Origin of the sequence: Blautia wexlerae, assembly GCF_013300825.1 — a bacterium.
In the GTDB taxonomy this organism is placed as follows: domain Bacteria; phylum Bacillota; class Clostridia; order Lachnospirales; family Lachnospiraceae; genus Blautia_A; species Blautia_A wexlerae_B.
This window is the reverse complement of sequence record NZ_JAAIMY010000028.1, coordinates 1-18,333: the sequence shown is the minus strand read 5'-3', so window position 1 is coordinate 18,333 and position 18,333 is coordinate 1. Positions and strand designations below refer to the sequence as shown.

At 43.9% G+C, this 18,333-nt stretch carries 16 protein-coding genes; 15 read left to right on the top strand and 1 reads right to left on the bottom strand.

The window, feature by feature from the left end:
• Positions 1 to 127: 127 nt before the first annotated feature.
• The 9 genes from cls (at position 128) to G4417_RS13095 (ending at position 9,748) form a co-directional block, all read left to right on the top strand.
• Positions 128 to 1,615, top strand: coding sequence for a cardiolipin synthase (gene cls / locus G4417_RS13135; RefSeq protein WP_173683794.1), 1,488 nt, complete (start codon positions 128 to 130; stop codon positions 1,613 to 1,615).
• 173 nt (positions 1,616 to 1,788) lie between these two features.
• A complete protein-coding gene (locus G4417_RS13130) occupies positions 1,789 to 2,988 on the top strand; it encodes a D-alanyl-D-alanine carboxypeptidase family protein (protein ID WP_173683778.1) in 1,200 nt (399 codons plus the stop codon).
• 115 nt (positions 2,989 to 3,103) lie between these two features.
• The gene (locus G4417_RS13125) at positions 3,104 to 4,138 is read left to right on the top strand and encodes a molybdopterin-binding protein (RefSeq protein WP_173683777.1); all 1,035 of its coding nucleotides are present in this window, start codon (positions 3,104 to 3,106) and stop codon (positions 4,136 to 4,138) included.
• 58 nt (positions 4,139 to 4,196) lie between these two features.
• On the top strand, positions 4,197 to 5,006 hold the full coding sequence (locus G4417_RS13120; RefSeq protein WP_173683776.1) for a metallophosphoesterase: 810 nt from the start codon (positions 4,197 to 4,199) through the stop codon (positions 5,004 to 5,006).
• Positions 5,007 to 5,073: 67 nt separating this feature from the next.
• Positions 5,074 to 5,886: a segregation and condensation protein A gene (locus tag G4417_RS13115; protein WP_173683775.1), complete on the top strand. Its 813-nt coding sequence runs from the start codon at positions 5,074 to 5,076 to the stop codon at positions 5,884 to 5,886.
• Positions 5,887 to 5,908: 22 nt separating this feature from the next.
• Entirely contained in the window at positions 5,909 to 6,478 is a 570-nt protein-coding gene (scpB, locus tag G4417_RS13110; RefSeq protein WP_173683774.1) for an SMC-Scp complex subunit ScpB, read from the top strand.
• A 19-nt stretch (positions 6,479 to 6,497) separates the two neighbouring features.
• Positions 6,498 to 7,292, top strand: a complete 795-nt coding sequence (locus G4417_RS13105; protein ID WP_055150133.1) for a zinc dependent phospholipase C family protein — start codon at positions 6,498 to 6,500, stop codon at positions 7,290 to 7,292.
• Between the two features lie 180 nt (positions 7,293 to 7,472).
• Positions 7,473 to 8,705: a D-alanyl-D-alanine carboxypeptidase family protein gene (locus G4417_RS13100; protein WP_243872146.1), complete on the top strand. Its 1,233-nt coding sequence runs from the start codon at positions 7,473 to 7,475 to the stop codon at positions 8,703 to 8,705.
• A gap of 254 nt (positions 8,706 to 8,959) precedes the next feature.
• Complete coding sequence (locus G4417_RS13095; RefSeq protein ID WP_022381135.1) at positions 8,960 to 9,748, top strand: shikimate kinase; 789 nt, start codon at positions 8,960 to 8,962, stop codon at positions 9,746 to 9,748.
• A gap of 151 nt (positions 9,749 to 9,899) precedes the next feature.
• Here G4417_RS13095 and G4417_RS13090 read toward each other — a convergent pair whose 3' ends face one another.
• The gene (locus G4417_RS13090) at positions 9,900 to 10,808 is read right to left on the bottom strand and encodes a LysR family transcriptional regulator (protein ID WP_173683772.1); all 909 of its coding nucleotides are present in this window, start codon (positions 10,806 to 10,808) and stop codon (positions 9,900 to 9,902) included.
• A 298-nt stretch (positions 10,809 to 11,106) separates the two neighbouring features.
• Here G4417_RS13090 and G4417_RS13085 point away from each other — a divergent pair, with 298 nt between their 5' ends.
• The 6 genes from G4417_RS13085 to G4417_RS17580 all read left to right on the top strand — a co-directional run.
• The gene (locus G4417_RS13085; protein WP_022381137.1) at positions 11,107 to 11,949 is read left to right on the top strand and encodes a sugar phosphate isomerase/epimerase family protein; all 843 of its coding nucleotides are present in this window, start codon (positions 11,107 to 11,109) and stop codon (positions 11,947 to 11,949) included.
• Positions 11,950 to 12,078: 129 nt separating this feature from the next.
• Complete coding sequence (locus tag G4417_RS13080; protein ID WP_173683771.1) at positions 12,079 to 14,004, top strand: FAD-dependent oxidoreductase; 1,926 nt, start codon at positions 12,079 to 12,081, stop codon at positions 14,002 to 14,004.
• Between the two features lie 34 nt (positions 14,005 to 14,038).
• Complete coding sequence (aroE, locus tag G4417_RS13075) at positions 14,039 to 14,923, top strand: shikimate dehydrogenase (RefSeq protein WP_173683770.1); 885 nt, start codon at positions 14,039 to 14,041, stop codon at positions 14,921 to 14,923.
• Between the two features lie 20 nt (positions 14,924 to 14,943).
• Entirely contained in the window at positions 14,944 to 16,143 is a 1,200-nt protein-coding gene (locus tag G4417_RS13070; protein WP_173683769.1) for an MFS transporter, read from the top strand.
• Positions 16,144 to 16,375: 232 nt separating this feature from the next.
• Complete coding sequence (locus G4417_RS13065) at positions 16,376 to 17,734, top strand: hypothetical protein (protein WP_173683768.1); 1,359 nt, start codon at positions 16,376 to 16,378, stop codon at positions 17,732 to 17,734.
• Positions 17,735 to 18,160: 426 nt separating this feature from the next.
• Positions 18,161 to 18,333, top strand: a 173-nt coding sequence (locus G4417_RS17580; RefSeq protein ID WP_173683767.1) for a helix-turn-helix domain-containing protein, incomplete at its 3' end; no start/stop codon positions are given.

Sequence of the window (18,333 nt, the reverse complement as noted above, 5' to 3'; positions counted from 1 at the left end):
GGGGAAGGAAGTAATCTTGAAGGCAGAAAATAACAAAATACTTAAAGAAAAGAAAAACTGGATCCTTTTACTGTTTAAAAAACTGGCAAAGCTGATTTTCAACAGAATCTTTTATGTTGCGGTTGCAATGCTTGTCCAGCTCGGATGGATCTTAATGATGGTACTGCGTCTGGCCGCTTATTCCAGATATATTGATATCGGATTGAGGCTGATAGGTATTGTGCTGGTATTGTGGATCCTGAATAAGGAAATAAACCCTTCCTATAAACTGGCCTGGACAATGCTGATCCTGATCCTGCCAATTCTTGGAGTGGTATTATATTTTGTATTTGGACGTTCCAGGATCGCGGCGATCATGCAGCAGCATTTTGAACAGAGAATTGAGGAGAGCAGGGAGTATCTGCGGGATCGGCCACAGACGAGGCAGAAGCTGGAGACTCTGGATTCCTCGGCTTCGAACCAGTCCAGATATATTTCGGATGTTTCCAGATTTCCGGTTCATGAGAACACAACTGCAGAGTATTTTCAGGTAGGAGATGATATGTTTCCGGTGCTTGTGAGGGAACTGAAACAGGCGAAGAAATATATTTTTATTGAATATTTCATTATCAATGATGGGGTGATGTGGCAGACAATCCTGAATATTCTTGAGGAGAAAGCTGCGGAGGGTGTGGATGTGCGCCTGATCTATGATGGATTTGGCTGTCTTACAACACTTCCCCATAAATATTATGAAGAACTTCAGAAAAAGGGAATCAAATGTCAGGTATTTAATCCTTTCCGTCCCATTCTGAACATTATCCAGAATAACCGGGATCACAGGAAGCTCTGCATCATTGACGGATGGGTTGGATTTACGGGAGGCATCAATCTTGCAGATGAATATATCAACCAGAAAGAGCGTTTCGGACACTGGAAGGATACCGCTGTTATGCTCAAGGGAGAAGCTGTCTGGAATATGACGGTAATGTTTCTCCATATGTGGGCAGTGATCGGCAGATCTGAAGAGAGTGTCGATTATGAAGCCTATTTTCCCCACAGATATCATGAGGAAGAATTTGAGAGTGACGGATTTGTCCAGCCGTTCTGTGATACACCTCTGGATGAGGAGGTTGTCGGTGAAGATGTATATCTGAACATTATCAACAAAGCAAAAAAATATGTATATATCTGTACTCCTTATCTGATCATAGACAATGAGATGATGACTGCCCTCTGTCTGGCAGCCAAAAGCGGGGTGGATGTGCGTATTATGACGCCGGGAATCCCTGACAAGAAGCTGGTATTTATCCTTACCCAGTCCTATTACAGGCAGCTTCTGGAAGCCGGTGTAAAGATTTATGAATATCAGCCCGGTTTCCTTCACGCAAAATCCTTTGTGAGTGATGATGAGATTGGAGTTGTGGGAACCATCAACCTGGACTATCGAAGTCTTTATCTTCATTTTGAGGATGGCGTATGGATCTACAAAAACAGAGTAATACAGGATATTAAAGATGATTTTATCCAGACTATGGAATATTGCAGGCAGATAGAACCGGAATTCTGCCAGAACAGAAATATAGGGCTGCGTATCATGCAGAATATTTTCCGCGCGTTTGCGCCGCTGATGTAAAATGAGCACTGAAAATCGTATTTTTATGGTTTTCAGTGCTTTTTATCTGATTATGAGCAGGTATCGGATCGGATTGAGATGCATTATTTTATTGGATTGCTATATAATGAATAAAGAAAGTAGTCTTAGAGCGTGTGCCGGCAGTCTGTCGGTACATTGATCGGAGAGAGAATATGCGAAAAAAATGGATCTCCATAATATGCGCTATACTTATCATGGTCTGCACCATCACTGCACCTGTATATGCCGCCGGAATCTTTTTGCCCGAGGAAAGCAATACCAAACAGGCAGAATCCACAGATCTTATTGAAGCACCATCAGGAATCTTAATGGAAGCGCAGACAGGAACAGTCGTTTATCAGAAGGATGCGGATACCAGACGAAGCCCTGCCAGTATCACGAAGATCATGACGCTGATCCTGATCTTTGATGCTCTGGATAAAGGCAGCCTGAAAATGGACGACACAGTCACAACCAGTGCCCATGCAAAGTCAATGGGCGGTTCTCAGGTGTTTCTGGAGGAGGGGGAAATCCAGACAGTGGAAACCCTGATCAAATGCATTGTAATCGCGTCAGGAAATGATGCCAGCGTAGCAATGGCAGAGCATATCTGCGGCAGTGAACAGGAATTTGTCCGCCACATGAATGAACGGGCAGAAGGACTTGGGATGAAAAATACTCATTTTGAAGACTGCTGTGGTCTGACAGAATCTCCCGATCATTACACAACAGCCAGGGACATTGCCATCATGAGCAGGGAACTGATCACAAAATATCCGAAAATTCTGGAATATTCTTCCATATGGATGGAAAATATCACCCATGTGACCAGGCAGGGGACAAAGGAATTCGGGCTTACCAATACCAACAAACTGATCCGCAGCTATGAGGGCTGTGTCGGACTGAAAACGGGAAGCACCAGTATTGCAAAATACTGTCTCAGCGCAGTTGCAAAAAGAAATGATATCACTCTGATCGCAGTAGTGATGGCAGCCCCGGACTATAAAGTGCGATTTAAAGATGCTGCCTCCATGTTAAATTATGGCTTTTCAAAATGCAGCCTGTACATAGATAAGAAAATGGAAGTTCTGCCGGAGGTCCCGGTCAGAAATGGAAAGAAAAAAACGGTTTCCCTGGTTTATGAAGAACAGTTTCACTATCTGGACACCACAGGACAGAATATCGGGAATGTAAAAAGAAAGCTGAGAATCCACAGGGAAGTAAAGGCTCCGGTGAAAAAGAACACCCTGGCAGGGGAGATGATCTATTCCGTCGATGGGAAGGAACTGGGAAGAGTGCGAATCCTTTATGGGGAAAATGCAGGGAAAGCCACGTATCTGGACTGCTTGAAAAAAGTTGTCATGAGACTGTAGACAAAAAGTATTTTGGACAATTTTATAAATTTTTGACAAAGGACAGCAATCCGATGTATAATAAAATCCAAATGGGTATTGAGGGAAATAAAAAACAAAAGGAAGGTATTATATAATGAAAGAAATCCGTACAGAAGATGCCGTAGGGCACATTTTATGCCATGACATCACACAGATTATCAAAGATGTAAAAAAAGGGGTGCTTTTTAAGAAAGGTCATATTGTCAGAGAAGAGGATATTCCTCTTTTGCTCTCTGTAGGAAAAGAACATTTATATGTGTGGGAGAAGAAAGAAGGAATCCTTCATGAGAATGAAGGCGCAGAGATCCTTTATAAGATCTGTGCCGGAGATTCGGACACCATGCATGGTTCTGATATAAAAGAGGGAAAGATCGAGCTGATCGCAGACATTGACGGAGTGCTTAAGATCCGCAGGGAAGCTCTGCTGGCTGTCAATTCACTTGGAGAGATGATGATCGCATCCCGCCATGGAGATTTTCCTGTAAAGAAGGGCGACAAACTGGCAGGAACCAGAATTATCCCGCTGGTGATCGAGAAAGAGAAAATGGATCGTGCAGCAGAGGCGGCAGGCACAGAACCAATCTTTTCCATTTTGCCATATAAGAAGAAAAAAGTGGGTATCGTAACAACAGGAAGTGAAGTGCAGAAAGGTCTGATCACTGACACCTTCACTCCTGTACTGAGAGATAAATTTGCAAAATTTCCATCAGAGGTCATCGGTCAGACAAAACCGGGTGACGATATGGAACAGATCACAGCCGATATCCTGAAATTTATTGAAGAGGGAGCCGATATGGTAGTCTGCAGCGGCGGAATGAGCGTAGATCCGGATGACAGAACTCCGGGTGCGATCAAAGCAACAGGAACCCGCATCGTATCTTACGGTGCACCAGTACTTCCGGGAGCTATGATGCTGGTTTCCTATTATGAGAAAGACGGCAGGCAGATACCGATTCTTGGGCTTCCGGGATGTGTTATGTATGCAAAGAATACCATCTTTGATCTGCTTCTGCCAAGACTGATGGCAGATGATGAGATCACATTATCAGAGATTAACCAACTTGGAGAGGGTGGACTCTGCCTGAACTGTGATGTCTGTACATTCCCGAACTGCGGATTCGGAAAATAATATCCCGCAGAATGCGTTGGCAGACAGAAAGTGAACATAAAGGGAAAAGAAAACTTGCATGAAAAGATTTAAAACCGTACATTATACAATCCATTCTAACAAAATAAAGGATGCGAGAGGCATCAGATTTGCTGTGATCGCAGATCTTCATGGCATGGAATTTGGCCCTGATAACAGAAAGCTTCTGGAGACGATCCACCGGTACAGACCGGATGGGATTCTCATTGCCGGTGATATGATCGTGAGAAATGATTCTGCTTCTTTAAAGACTGCATCATCTCTTCTGAGGAGCCTTGCTCAGCAGTATCCGGTTTATTATGCACTGGGAAACCATGAATATAAGCTGTACAGGACAGATCCTCAGGATAACTGTATGGCAGCCCGATATCAGGAATATGAAAAGGAGCTGAAGAAAGCCGGGATCCATATCCTGCATAATGAATCCTGCAGCCTGCAGGTGGGAAAAACCAGCCTTACTGTCTATGGCCTGGAAATACCTCTGATCTATTATAAGAAGCCATTTTCTCCACAGCTTAGGAGAGAGGAAGTCAGGGAACTGATCGGAGAACCATCTTCCGATTCCCTGAATATTCTTCTGGCCCACAGCCCCAAATATGGAGATACTTATTTTGACTGGGGGGCTGATCTGATCCTGAGCGGGCATTATCATGGAGGGATTGTAAGAATTGGCAGGCACAATGGGCTGCTTTCCCCACAGCTTCATCCATTTCCGAAATTCTGCTGCGGAGATTTCCACAGGAAGGATCAGCATATGCTGGTAAGCGCAGGAGCAGGGGAACACACCATACCTGTAAGGATCCATAATCCCAGGGAATTGCTGATGGTGGATTTGAAACCGAATGCCTGAGAATATTGTTACTGTCTGCTGACTGTATGGCAGCGAAATATTTACTTGAAAAGGAAAAGACTGTGCTATGGGAATTCCGGTAAAGCTGGAAGTATTTGAAGGTCCTCTGGATCTCTTACTGCACCTTATCGAAAAAAATAAAATAGATATCTATGATATCCCCATCGTGGAGATCACAGATCAGTATATGGAATACATCCATGCCATGGAGCGGGAAGACCTTGGTGTCATGAGCGAGTTCATGGTCATGGCAGCCACATTGCTGGATATCAAGTGTAAAATGCTTCTCCCGAAAGAGGTCAATGAGGAGGGAGAAGAGGAAGATCCAAGAGCTGAACTGGTGGAGAAACTTCTGGAATATAAGATGTATAAGTTTATGTCCTATGAGCTAAAGGACAAGATGGACGATGCGGCAAATGTATTCTTTAAAGAGCCCACTCTTCCGGAGGAGGTATTGCAGTACAGAGAGCCTGTAGATCCAAAGGAACTTCTGGCAGGTCTTACACTGGAGAAGCTGAATGCGATCTACAAGTCCATCATCCGCAGGCAGGAGGACAAGGTCGATCCTATCCGAAGCAAATTCGGAACCATCGAGAAGGAAGAGGTCAGTCTGTCTGATAAGATGATAGAGATCAAAGATTTTGCCCGTACCCATCGGAAATTCAGCTTTCGAAATCTCCTGGAGAGTCAGTGCTCGAAAGTACAGGTGATCGTCACCTTTCTCTCCATACTGGAACTGATGAAAATGGGACATATCCATGTGGAGCAGGACGGGCTGTTCGATGATATCTCTGTTGAAGTACAGACAGATCCGGATACATGGAAGAATCTTACAGAATTTGCGGAAGATGAACCGCAGAATACAAAGATCAATATGTAATAAAAGGAATGAGGAAGACTGAGTGAAGATTAAGGAGACAGAAGCTGCGATAGAAGCAATACTTTTTGCAATGGGCGGTTCCGTAGAACTGCCCCGGATCGCCAGATCCATCGGTGTGGACGAGAAGACAACAGGAAGGATCATCCGCAATATGATGGACCGTTATCAGGAAGAGAACAGAGGCATCCAGATCATAGAGCTGGAGAATTCTTTCCAGATGTGTACAAAGAAAGAATATTATCAGTATCTGATCAATATTGCCCTGCATCCTCAGAAACCGGCACTGTCAGATGTTATGCTGGAAACCTTATCCATCATTGCATACAAACAGCCGGTTACAAAGGCGGAGATAGAGAAGATCCGAGGGGTAAAATGTGACCACGCCATCAACAAGCTGGTAGAATACAGTCTGGTCAGGGAGCTTGGGCGTCTGGATGCCCCCGGACGTCCGATCCTGCTTGGAACTACGGAAGAGTTTCTGCGCTGCTTCGGCGTGCAGGATCTTGAATCTCTGCCTGTCCCTGACCCTGTCCAGATAGAGGACTTTAAGGCAGAGGCAGAGGAAGAAATCCAGCTGAAACTGGATGTGTAAGATAAAGGAGAAAAAACTAATGCCAACCACATATGCGCATGATTTATTTGGAAAAGAAGTATATAAGAGACTGCCTTCAGATATGAAAGCCCTGATTCGCAGGCATGGGGACCTGTACAGGATTGGTTTACATGGGCCGGATATCCTGTTCTACTATATGGTTTCAAAGAATCCTGTCACCCAGTTCGGGATTGAGATGCATCATGAGAAGGCAAGAGCCTTTTTTGAAGAAGGGATGCGGCAGGTCAGAAGAAATGATGATGAGGCACTTTTTGCATATCTTCTTGGATTTGGCTGTCATTATATTCTGGACTCCGCATGCCATCCCTATGTAAATAAGATGGCTGCAGAAGGCGTTATTCCTCACATTGTTCTGGAGAAGGAATTTGACCGTGTGCTTATGGAAGAGACAGGTAAAGATCCTGACCATTATTATCCGGCCTGCGGGATCATGCCGAAGATGGAATATGCCAGAGTGATCCACAGGGCCATTCCTCTGGTGAAAACCATAAACATTTATATTTCTGTCAGGATGATGAAAATTCTTACCAATTTCATGGTGTGTGATGACCATGGAAGAAAACGCAGGATTCTGGGGAAACTTCTGAGACTGGGAGGAGAGTCCATCGGCTCTGTCATTGAACATTTCATGACTGCCGAAGCAGTAGAGCAGGCAAAAGCTCCCATGCCTGAACTTGAGAGGCTTTACAGAGAGGCGGTTCCTGAAGCTGTGGAATATCTGGGAGAACTTTATACCTTAAGAGAGGGAGCTTATCATCTGAGCAAAAGATGGGACCGGACTTATAACGGGTAATGGGCATATCCCGATATTTTTCGGAACTGTGACAGTCATATTCCGGACATGCAGGCATAAATTATCTTATAGGGTGAAGCAAAATCCTGCAGATATCCTGTAAACAACAAATCTGTGAATAACCGTAAATTATGAACAGTGATATTCATGGATTGCCAGCATGTGAGGTGGAGTATGAGAATGAAACATATTGCCGCTGTCATTGTTGTGACGGCGGTATTATTGTTTACGCAGACATACACCTCCGCCCGGGGAGCGGAGTACAAAATACCTCAGACAGTAGACATGACACCTGTTGCAGAAGAACCGGCAGAACTGTACGCATTATCAGCAGTCCTCATGGACGGAGAGTCAGGCAGAGTACTCTATGAAAAGGACGGAGAGCGGCCTTTGGCAAATGCCAGCACAACCAAGGTGCTTACCTGTATTGTGGCACTGGAGAACTCTCCGGGGGATGATTATGTTCTGGTTTCTCAGAATGCGGCATCCCAGCCGGAAGTAAAGCTGGGACTTCAGAAAGGAGAACAGTATTATCTGGAGGATCTTCTGTACTCCCTTATGCTGAAAAGCCACAATGATACAGCGGTTGCCATTGCAGAACACTGCGGGGGAAGCGTAAAAGGCTTTGCCAGAATGCTCAACCGGAAAGCAAAACAGATAGGATGTAAGAATACGTATTTTATCACACCTAATGGCCTGGACGCTGAGGATGCGAATGGAAAACATCATACAACAGCCGCAGATCTGGCACTGATCATGCGCTATGCTATTAAAAACGAAACATTCCTGCACATTGCACAGACCAGAGACTATACATTCTCTGAGATCACAGGAAAGAGAACCTTTTCCGTACATAATGCCAACGCATTTCTTGACATGAGAGACGGAGTTCTTGCCGGAAAAACAGGCTATACTTCCCAGGCAGGCTACTGTTATGTATGTGCCTGGGAAAAAGAGGGCAAAACATTTATCGTCAGTCTCCTTGGCTGTGGGTGGCCCAACCACAAAACCTATAAATGGAGTGACACAAAGAAACTGCTGGACTTCGGAGATTACAACTATGAGTACGAAACCTACTGGAAAGAACCACAGACCGGAAAAATCCTGGTAACAGACGGTGTGGAAGATGGTCAGGATATAGGAACGAAAATTTATCTGAGAGGTAAATGCAGTGTAACCGCATATGACAGGGAAAAAGAAGTCCTTCTGAAAAAAGGGGAAACTGTAACCTGTAAAATAGAAATTCCACAGAAAGTCAGAGCACCGGTTCTTAAGGGGGAGAAGCTTGGCCGCATTGCCTATTACCTGGATGGAAAACTGATAGATTTTTATCCGGTCTATGCGGAGAAATCAGTGGAAAAAATCAGTTTTAAATGGTACACTGAAAAAGTATTTCATGATTTTTTTCATTAGATATATTATATGGGAACCTTAAAGAACCGTCATCAGAGTCTTGCCATAGAATTGTTTGCCGAATTCATAGAAAAAAACTATCGAACAGATGAAATAATTTAATGGTTTAAAGGGTTGCTATACGAAAGCGATATTGATATAATAAATCTTAACAGTCGGCATTCATATATTGCCGTTCGTGAATAGTTTATGTCAGCCTGTGGCTGATCTGCGGTCTGCTGCAAGCTGACATAGGAAAGACAGAGGAAAGAGATATGAATCAGTTAGAAATACTCAGAGAGAGTCTTGGCCAGTGTGATGAGATCATTCTGGATGCACTTATCATGCGTAACAGGATCGTGGAGGACATTATGGCATATAAAGAAGCCAACGGACTCCAGATTTTACAGCCTGAGCAGGAAGCGAAGCAGAAAGAATGGCTGGAGAAGAGAATGGAAGGCAGACGCCATAAGGACGAGGTTTCCGATGTATTTGAATGCATCCGCACAAACAGTAAACGGATCCAGGCAAGAAAACTCTTCAACTACAACATCGTGCTGATCGGTTTCATGGGTGCGGGAAAGTCCACAATTTCTGATTTCCTTAAGAATGTATTTGCCATGGATGTGGTAGAGATGGATCAGATCATTGCCCAGAGACAGGGAATGAGTATTTCCGATATCTTCGAGACATACGGTGAGCAGTATTTCCGTGACCTTGAGACAAACCTGCTTATCGAAATGCAGTCGCGCAGCAATGTTGTGATCTCCTGCGGCGGCGGTACTCCAATGAGAGAGTGCAATGTAGTAGAGATGAAGAAGAATGGCCGTGTTGTTCTCCTCACAGCAAAACCGGAGACAATCCTTGACCGCGTCAAAAATAACCATGACCGTCCGCTGATCGAGAACAATAAGACTGTTCCATTTATCGCAGATTTGATGGAGAAACGCCGCGCCAAATACGAGGCGGCAGCAGACATTATCATCGAGACAGACGGCAAGAACGAACTGGAAATCTGCGAAGAACTGGTACACAGACTCCGCACCATGGATGAAGAAAAATAATATAACATGACAGATCTGGTTTATGATATCAGAAGTGCCGGATATCAAGTCATAATATTGAATGTATCGGTTATTATAAAAAGATATGGGGTGTCTCGACTGACGGGACAGTCCCATATCTTTTTGTATTCTGATATTTTATTAAGTCGGATCAGCTGGTCTTATAATCCCATTCCTTCTGTGCCTGCTCGATCACATATTTCTTAAATGCTTCCACAACCGGTGGATGGTATACGTTCTTCAACATTGCCATATAGAAGTTTCTCTGCCAGCTTGGAGAAACTAAGGGAAGGATCTTTACATTCAGAGACTGCAGGATCGGAATATTGGGAGCTACGCAGATTCCAAAGCCGTTGGAGACAAAGCCTGCAGCAACCTGATCCTCGTCAATCTCATAAGCCACATCCGGTGTCTGCCCGATACATTCAAATAGTCCGTCAATGATCTGTCTCAGACCACTTCTCTTCTTAAATATAATCTGTTTATAAGGAATGGTATCCTCCAGCCGTACTTCATCCTTTACTGCCAGTGGATGATCCAGAGGTACGATCACAACCAGCTCCTGTCTGGCAACTGGAATAAACTCAATCAGCGGCTCATTATCAAGTTTGGAACAGAACCCCAGATCATATTTCTTCTCTTTTAATCCGTTCAGAATATCAGATGTTAAAACTTTATCACAATACAGATTGAAATCTATCTTTTTAGTAGGATTTTCCTCCAGAAATCCCCGCATGATCTTAGGAAGAAAATCAATTCCCAGTGTACGCAGGAATACCACATCAATGCAGCCTTCCCCTTTACCTGCCAGCCTCAGACTGTTCACAGAGGAGTCCAGACGGTTCAGTACCTCTTCCACGTCATTCAGGAAAACTTTTCCATACTTGGTAAGAGTAACATTCCTTCCATTTTTTTCAAACAGTTTCACGCCCAGTTCTTCCTCAAGAGTGGAGATCGCATAACTCAGCGAAGGCTGGGTGATCGCCAGAATATCAGCGGCTTTTGTGTAATGTTCAATATGAGCCAGCGTAGAAAAGTACCGCAGATGATACAGGTTCATAGAAAAACTCCTTTCTCTGATAAGTATTTTATAAGTGACTATATTTTATGTGCAGGCTTTCACAGTCCTTTAATGCTTCGGAAAACTATAATTATAGTCACTCTTGCACAAATAATCCGCGCTGTATTTGTCATATACGTAGATTATATCATGATGTATTGAAAAAATCTATGAATTTAAAGGATAGAACTAATTTGTTTTATATTTAACAAAGATATATAATGCTTATATCAAAAAGATACAAAATATTATCAAAATAAATAGAAAAATTATGCGATTTTATTAGGAGGACAAAAAGATGTCAAAAGAATTTCCAATTACAATCAGTTCCTGGACACTGGGAGATCAGTGCAAATTTGAAGACAGAGTGATCGCTGCAAAGAACGCAGGATACGAAGGAATCGGCCTTCGTGCAGAAACTTATGTAGATGCGTTGAATGAGGGACTTTTTGACAAAGACATTCTTGCTATTCTGGACAAACATGGTATGAAAGTAACAGAGGTTGAGTACATCGTACAGTGGGCAGAAGAGCACAGATCTTACGAACAGAAATACAAAGAACAGCTCTGCTTCCATATGTGTGAATTATTTGACGTAAAACAGATCAACTGCGGTCTGATGGAAAACTATTCTGTAGAATATACTGCTCAGAAATTAAGAGAATTATGCCAGAGAGCAGGAAAATACATCATCGGTGTTGAACCAATGCCATACAGCGGAATCCCGGATATGAAAAAAGGCTGGGCAGTTGTAAAGGCGGCTGACTGCGAGAATGCAAAATTGATTATGGATACCTGGCACTGGGTAAGAGCAAATCAGCCGGTTGACCTTTCTGTGATCGAAGACATCCCTGCAGACAAGATCGTATCCATCCAGATCAACGATGTATGGGAAAGACCATATGCAACAACAATCTTAAGAGACGAATCCATGCATGACCGTCTTGCTCCCGGAACAGGAATCGGATGTACAGCAGCGTTCGTTAAGATGGTAAAAGAAAAAGGAATCAAACCAAACGCAATCGGTGTAGAAGTCATCAGCGATGCAATCCTTGCAAAAGGACTTGAATATGCTGCAAACCATACATATGAGAACACAAAGAAAGTGCTTGAGGAAGCATGGCCGGAGGTTCTTCAGTAAGTCTCTGACGGATAAACCAACAGATTAAAGGATCAGGCAGAAATCTCCACGCCTGCCTGATCCGCATTTTTGATGAGATAAAAAATACTGAAAATATAAATAAAATCCAGAGAAAAAGGAGAAGGTCACATGAAATTCAATGCAATGTTTCAGCCGATCAACATCGGTCCAATGACAGTAAAGAACCGCTTCGTAGTTCCGCCAATGGGAAACAACTTTGCAAACACAGACGGAAGCATGAGCGAACAGTCCTCAGCTTATTATCGTGAAAGAGCAAAAGGCGGCTTCGGTCTGATCACAATCGAAGCAACAGTAGTACATAAAGGCGCAAAGGGCGGCCCCCGCAAGCCATGTCTTTATGATGACTCCACAATCGAAAGCTTCCGCAAGGTAGTAGATGCCTGTCATGCAGAGGGAGCAAAGGTTTCCGTACAGCTTCAGAATGCAGGTCCTGAAGGAAATGCAAAGAACGCAGGTGCACCGATCGAGGCAGCTACAAGCATTCCGTCAGACTGTGGAAGAGATACACCAAAGGAAGTTACGACTGAAGAAGTTTATGAACTGGTAAAAGGCTATGGCCTCGCAGCAAAGAGAGCCATGGAAGCAGGCGTAGATGCAGTTGAGATCCATATGGCACACGGCTATCTGGTAAGCACCTTCCTTTCTCCGAGAACAAACAAGAGACTGGACGAATTTGGTGGTTCCTTTGAGAACAGAATGCGTTTCTCCCGTCTGATCATCGAAGAAGTTAAGAAGATGACAGAAGGAAAGATCGCAGTTCTTGCAAGAATCAACAGCTGTGATGAAGTACCGGGAGGTCTTGATGTGCATGACAGTGCTGCGATCGCTGCATATCTGGAAGGATGCGGACTGGATGCCATCCATGTATCCAGAGCTGTTCACATCCGCGATGAATTTATGTGGGCACCGACAGTTACACACGGCGGTTTCTCCGCTTCTCAGGTAGAAGAGATCAAACGTGCCGTATCTATCCCGGTGATCACAGTAGGACGTTATACAGAACCGCAGTTTGCGGAATTAATGGTAAAAGAAGGACGCTGTGACCTGGTTGCATTCGGACGTCAGAGCCTTGCAGATCCTTATATGCCATTAAAAGCGCAGGAAGAAAGACTGGAGGATATGATTCCATGTATCGCATGTCTTCAGGGCTGCGTGGCAAACATGTATGCAGGAAACCCTGTATGCTGTCTTGTAAACCCATTCCTTGGACATGAAGCTGAGGGCATTGCTCCTGCAGAAAAAGCTAAGAAAGTAATGGTAATCGGAGGCGGTGTTGCAGGTCTTTGCGCTGCATTTATCGCACAGGAAAAAGGTCATCAGGTAACACTTTATGAAGCAAGTGATAAACTTGGCGGAAACATGCGTCTTGCTGCTTATCCTCCGGGAAAAGGCGACATCACAAACATGATCCGCAGTTATATCGTACGCTGCCAGAAAGCAGGCGTAACAATCAAAATGAATCAGGAAGTAACTCTGGATCTTATCAGGGAAGAGAAACCAGACAGCGTAATTGTTGCTTCCGGTTCCAGAACACTGATCCTTCCGATCGAAGGTATCGACAATCCTGCAATTATCCATGGCTCTGATCTCCTTGACGGCAAGAGAGCAGCAGGAAAGAAAGTACTGGTTGTAGGCGGCGGAATGGTGGGATGCGAGACAGCAGCATTCCTCGGTGAGCAGAACCATGATGTAACAGTCATTGAGTTCAGAGACACTGTAGGTGCCGACGTGATCCACGAGCACAGAGTTTACCTGATGAAAGATTTCGAAGATTACAAGATCAAAGAGATCACAGGTGCAAAGGTATGCAAATTCTATGAGGACGGCGTAGAGTACGAGACAGCAGACGGACAGAGACATGAATCCAGAGGCTATGATTCTGTCATCCTTTCCATGGGATTCAGAAACTACAACCCATTCGGCGAAGAGATCGAAGCTATCGTACCGGATACCTATGTGATCGGCGATGCCACCCGCGCAAGAAGAGCACTTGATGCTACGAAAGAAGCGTATGAGGTAGCTTCTGCATTATAATTACAAGAAAAATATTTCAGGAGGCAAACAGGAAATGGAACAGAGAATTAAAGGAACAACAGGATTAATGGCACTTATCGGAAGCCCGGTAGGACACTCAGGATCACCGGCAATGTATAACTTCAGCTTCCGTTATCACAACCTTGATTATGCTTACATGGCGTTTGACATCAAGGAAGACCAGGTTCCGGCTGCTCTGGATGCAATCCGTCTTTTCAAAATGAGAGGCGCAAACGTAACTATGCCATGCAAGAACGAAGTTGCAAAACACATGGATGAGCTTTCACCTGCAGCAAGAATCATCGGTGCAGTTAACACAATCGTTAATGAAGACGGCAAATTAGTAGGACATATCACAGACGGTATCGGATTTGTCCGCAACTTAAAAGAACATGGCGTTGATGTGAAAGGCAAAAAAATGGTAGTTCTCGGTGCAGGCGGTGCTGCAACAGCAATCCAGGTACAGTGTGCATTAGACGGAGCAGAATCCATTTCTATCTTCAATCCGAAAGACCCATTCTTTGCACGTGCAGAGTCCACAGCAGAGAAACTGAGCAAAGAAACACCGGATTGTAAAGTTGCTGTATTTGATCTGGCAGATGAGGCAAAACTGAAAGAAGAGGTTGCAAACGCAGACATCCTCGTAAACGCAACACTTGCAGGAATGAAACCTCACGAAGAGCTTACTCTGATCAAAGATAAATCCATGTTCCGTCCTGACCTTGTAGTAGCAGACGTTGTTTACAATCCTGCTGAAACAAGAATGGTAAAAGAAGCCAAAGAAGCAGGCTGCAAGCTTGCAATCGGCGGAAAAGGAATGCTGTTATGGCAGGGAGCTGCAGCTTACAAACTCTACACAGGACTGGAAATGCCAACAGCCGAATACCAGAAATTCCAGGAAGAAAACGAAAACAAGTAATAATAACCTAGGAGACCAAAATGAAACAGAAAACAAATAAAATGCTCATTTTCACCTCCCTTGCAGCATATTTCACTTATTTCATCCATGGAATCGGTGCTTCTATCCTGGGGCAGTACAAACCGGAGTTTGCAGCTGCCTGGGGTGCGAAGCCCCTGACCGATGGCACACTGGATGTAAGTATGGTAGTATCTGTAATTGCAGCACTTGGACTGGGACGTCTGATTTCTCTTCCTTTCTCCGGCCCTCTGTCTGACAAATACGGAAGAAAACTGAGCGGAATTATCGGTGTGCTCTGTTATGTAGCATACTTCTTTGGAATGGCTAATTCCACATCCATGGCAATGGGATATGCATTTGCAGTGATCGGCGGAATTGCAAACTCTTTCCTCGATACCTGCGTAAGCCCCACCTGTATGGAAATATATGTAAACAACCCGTCAGTAGCCAACCTGTTTACAAAATTTTCCATCTGCCTGAGCCAGTTCCTGCTTCCATTCCTGATCGGAATCGTAGCATCTGCAAATATGTCATATAAGACAATCTTTATTGTAGCAGGTATTGCAATCCTCATTGACGGAATCCTGATCCTGATCCTCCCCTTTCCGGCGAGAGAGAAGGCAGTACAGGCTAAAGCTGATAAGAAGAAATCCGGACACAAGATTTCCCCTGCAGCGATCGCTGCAATTCTGATCGGATTCACCAGCTCCTCAACCTTTATGTTATGGCTGAACTGTAACCAGGAGCTTGCCCGTTCCTATGGTATGGCAGACCCTTCAAAAATCCAGTCCCTGTATGCCCTGGGAACTGCAACTGCCATCCTTGCAACAGCAGCTTTTATCAAAAAAGGTCTGAAAGAGATTAACGTCCTGATCCTCTATCCGTTAATCTCCACAATCATGCTGGCACTCTGCTACTTTATCCAGGCTCCGTTTATCTGTCTGGTAGGTGGCTTTGTGATCGGATATGCAGGTGCAGGCGGTGTTCTCCAGCTGGCAGTTTCCACCACAGCAGAGTTCTTCCCTGAGAATAAGGGAACAGCAACATCACTGGTAATGATCGCATCCAGCATCGCGAACTACACAATCTTAAGCCTTGCAGGGTACATTACCAAAGTTGGCGGAAGCAGTGCTCCGAGAATGATCCTTCTTCTGAACATGGCAGTGACCATCGTCGGTATCCTGCTCGCCCTCTTTGTAAAGAAGAACAGAAATAAGTAAGCCAGTAAGTGATAGAAATAAATAAGCGATAGAAATAAATAAGATACAGAAATCCTGTGATATTGAAATCCAATCTAACTGAAGATACGTTTGGACGTTACAAGCTTCAAATTTTTTCCGGTCGGATTGGATTTTATTAAAATCTGGATTGTCTAAAAATTAACAAAAAAGATAGAATATACAAGCTGAAATATAGAAGTAATCTAACAATTTATTGAAAAGGAGAATCTGTATGGCAAATACAAGAACACAAAGAAGAGAAAATGAACTGCTCTACATCCCCTTTGGACCATTTCAGATAAGACTTCCATTCATACATTACAAGATAGAATCTGTTGAGTTCATTCAGGGTCTGATCCTGGGCGTTACTGCTCTGGCTGCTGTTCCGTATCTGGAGCAGTATCTGGGGCTTCCTTATGAGCTGGCGTGGAGCTGTGTAATTATTGAAACCTTCCTTTATCTGCTTCACAGCCTGCTTGGCGATCCGGTAGTACCGGGGTGGATCACACCGACCCTGCCGCTGACTATTGTATTTCTGGAAGGCTTCCCCATGGGAAAAGAGCGAATACAGGCTATGATCGCACTGCAGATGCTGGTAGGTCTGGTATTTATCTTTATGGGTGTGACCAGACTGGCGGATAAATTTGTTCATGCAGTTCCCAATTCTGTCAAAGGCGGAATCCTTCTTGCAGCACCGGTTACAGTTATGGCAGGACAGCTGGGAGAGAACGGAAATATGCACAAATATTCTCTGGCTATTGTTGCAGGTGTAGGTCTTTTGATCCTGATCAGCTTCTCTGACAAATATCAGGAGAAGAGAAAAACAAATAAGTTTCTTGATCTTGTTGCGAGATACGGAAATCTTTTCCCCTATCTTATCGCAATGGTAGTAGGACTTCTGGTTGGCGAACTGGATGCCCCGGGACTGGAGATTGGTACCTTTATCAAGATTCCTCAGTTTAAAGATATCATTGATCAGGTGAGTATTTTCGGCGTAGGGATTCCTCCGGCATCTATGTTTATCAAAGCACTGCCGCTGGCACTGGTGTGCTATGTTATTGCATTTGGTGATTTTGTTACTACAGAGACCCTTGTATCAGAGGCACGTCAGGCAAGAGATGATGAGTATATTGATTTCAATTCCAGCCGTTCCAATCTGGTAAGCGGTCTGAGAAACCTGATCCTGTCTATCATTGCACCATTTCCTCCCCTTTCCGGTCCGTTATGGGTTGGAATGACTGTATCCGTATCCATGCGTTATAAAGAAGGAAAGAAAGCAATGAAGTCTCTTCTCGGAGGAATGGCTTCTTTCAGACTGGCCACATTCTTAAGTGTGCTGATCATTCCTGTAGTAAGCTTCTTTCGCCCGATCTTCGGAGTAGGATCTTCCATTACTCTGATGTTCCAGGCGTTTGTATGTGCAAGAATCGGTATGGATTACTGCAAGAGCGACAGAGACAAGATGATCGCAGGCGTAATGGCAGCAGTCCTCGCAACCCAGGGAACCGCATGGGCATCTGCATGGGCATTGGCAGTTGGCTTCGGACTGAATGTTTTCCTGTCCAACTGGAATCCCCTTGAGAAAAAATAATATAAGCAAAAACCAAGAAGAACAGCCGGGATTCGGGGCTGTTCTTCTTGGTTTTCATCAATTGTTATTTTAACAATCGTAGCAAGAATTCCCTTACCTCTATAGGTGATGGGATGAATTGCACATTCGAGCATATCTGCTCAAATGCATAAAAAATTCATAAAAAATCACAAAAACGCTTGTTCTGATACAATAAATATATTATAATAAAAAAGAACAATATGCTCTTGAATTTTGGGCGGTCGAAATACGTGTACATAATGAGTTTAGATAATAATTTTCATTCAGTGTTTTTGGCTAATCATGGTTATGAAATATAGCAGAAAGATGCTGGACGATAAGATGTCAGAGAGAGCAAAAGAAATCTTTGAAATATAGTACCTGTTGAAACAATCCATCAGTATATAGAGAGTCAGGGTGAAAAAGATGAACCGGGCAGTAAAAATAAGGATTTATCCAAATAAAGAACAGATAACCCAGATAGAAAAGACGATCGGCTGCAGTCGTTTTCTTTATAACCGGATGCTTGCGGATAAGATCCGTTATTATCAGGAAGAAAAAAAGATGCTGAAAAATACGCCGGCCGGATATAAAAAAGA

Bases quoted from the DNA above. Each gene is read 5' to 3' on its own strand.
- aroE (WP_173683770.1), top strand. From the start codon at position 14,039: ATGGAACAGAGAATTAAAGGAACAACAGGATTAATGGCACTTATCGGA.
- G4417_RS13095 (WP_022381135.1), top strand. From the start codon at position 8,960: ATGAATCAGTTAGAAATACTCAGAGAGAGTCTTGGCCAGTGTGATGAG.
- G4417_RS13065 (WP_173683768.1), top strand. From the start codon at position 16,376: ATGGCAAATACAAGAACACAAAGAAGAGAAAATGAACTGCTCTACATC.
- G4417_RS13100 (WP_243872146.1), top strand. From the start codon at position 7,473: ATGAAACATATTGCCGCTGTCATTGTTGTGACGGCGGTATTATTGTTT.
- G4417_RS13125 (WP_173683777.1), top strand. From the start codon at position 3,104: ATGAAAGAAATCCGTACAGAAGATGCCGTAGGGCACATTTTATGCCAT.
- G4417_RS13120 (WP_173683776.1), top strand. From the start codon at position 4,197: ATGAAAAGATTTAAAACCGTACATTATACAATCCATTCTAACAAAATA.
- G4417_RS13090 (WP_173683772.1), bottom strand. From the start codon at position 10,808: ATGAACCTGTATCATCTGCGGTACTTTTCTACGCTGGCTCATATTGAA.
- G4417_RS13105 (WP_055150133.1), top strand. From the start codon at position 6,498: ATGCCAACCACATATGCGCATGATTTATTTGGAAAAGAAGTATATAAG.
- G4417_RS13115 (WP_173683775.1), top strand. From the start codon at position 5,074: ATGGGAATTCCGGTAAAGCTGGAAGTATTTGAAGGTCCTCTGGATCTC.
- G4417_RS13070 (WP_173683769.1), top strand. From the start codon at position 14,944: ATGAAACAGAAAACAAATAAAATGCTCATTTTCACCTCCCTTGCAGCA.
- cls (WP_173683794.1), top strand. From the start codon at position 128: ATGCTTGTCCAGCTCGGATGGATCTTAATGATGGTACTGCGTCTGGCC.
- G4417_RS13080 (WP_173683771.1), top strand. From the start codon at position 12,079: ATGAAATTCAATGCAATGTTTCAGCCGATCAACATCGGTCCAATGACA.
- G4417_RS13085 (WP_022381137.1), top strand. From the start codon at position 11,107: ATGTCAAAAGAATTTCCAATTACAATCAGTTCCTGGACACTGGGAGAT.
- G4417_RS13130 (WP_173683778.1), top strand. From the start codon at position 1,789: ATGCGAAAAAAATGGATCTCCATAATATGCGCTATACTTATCATGGTC.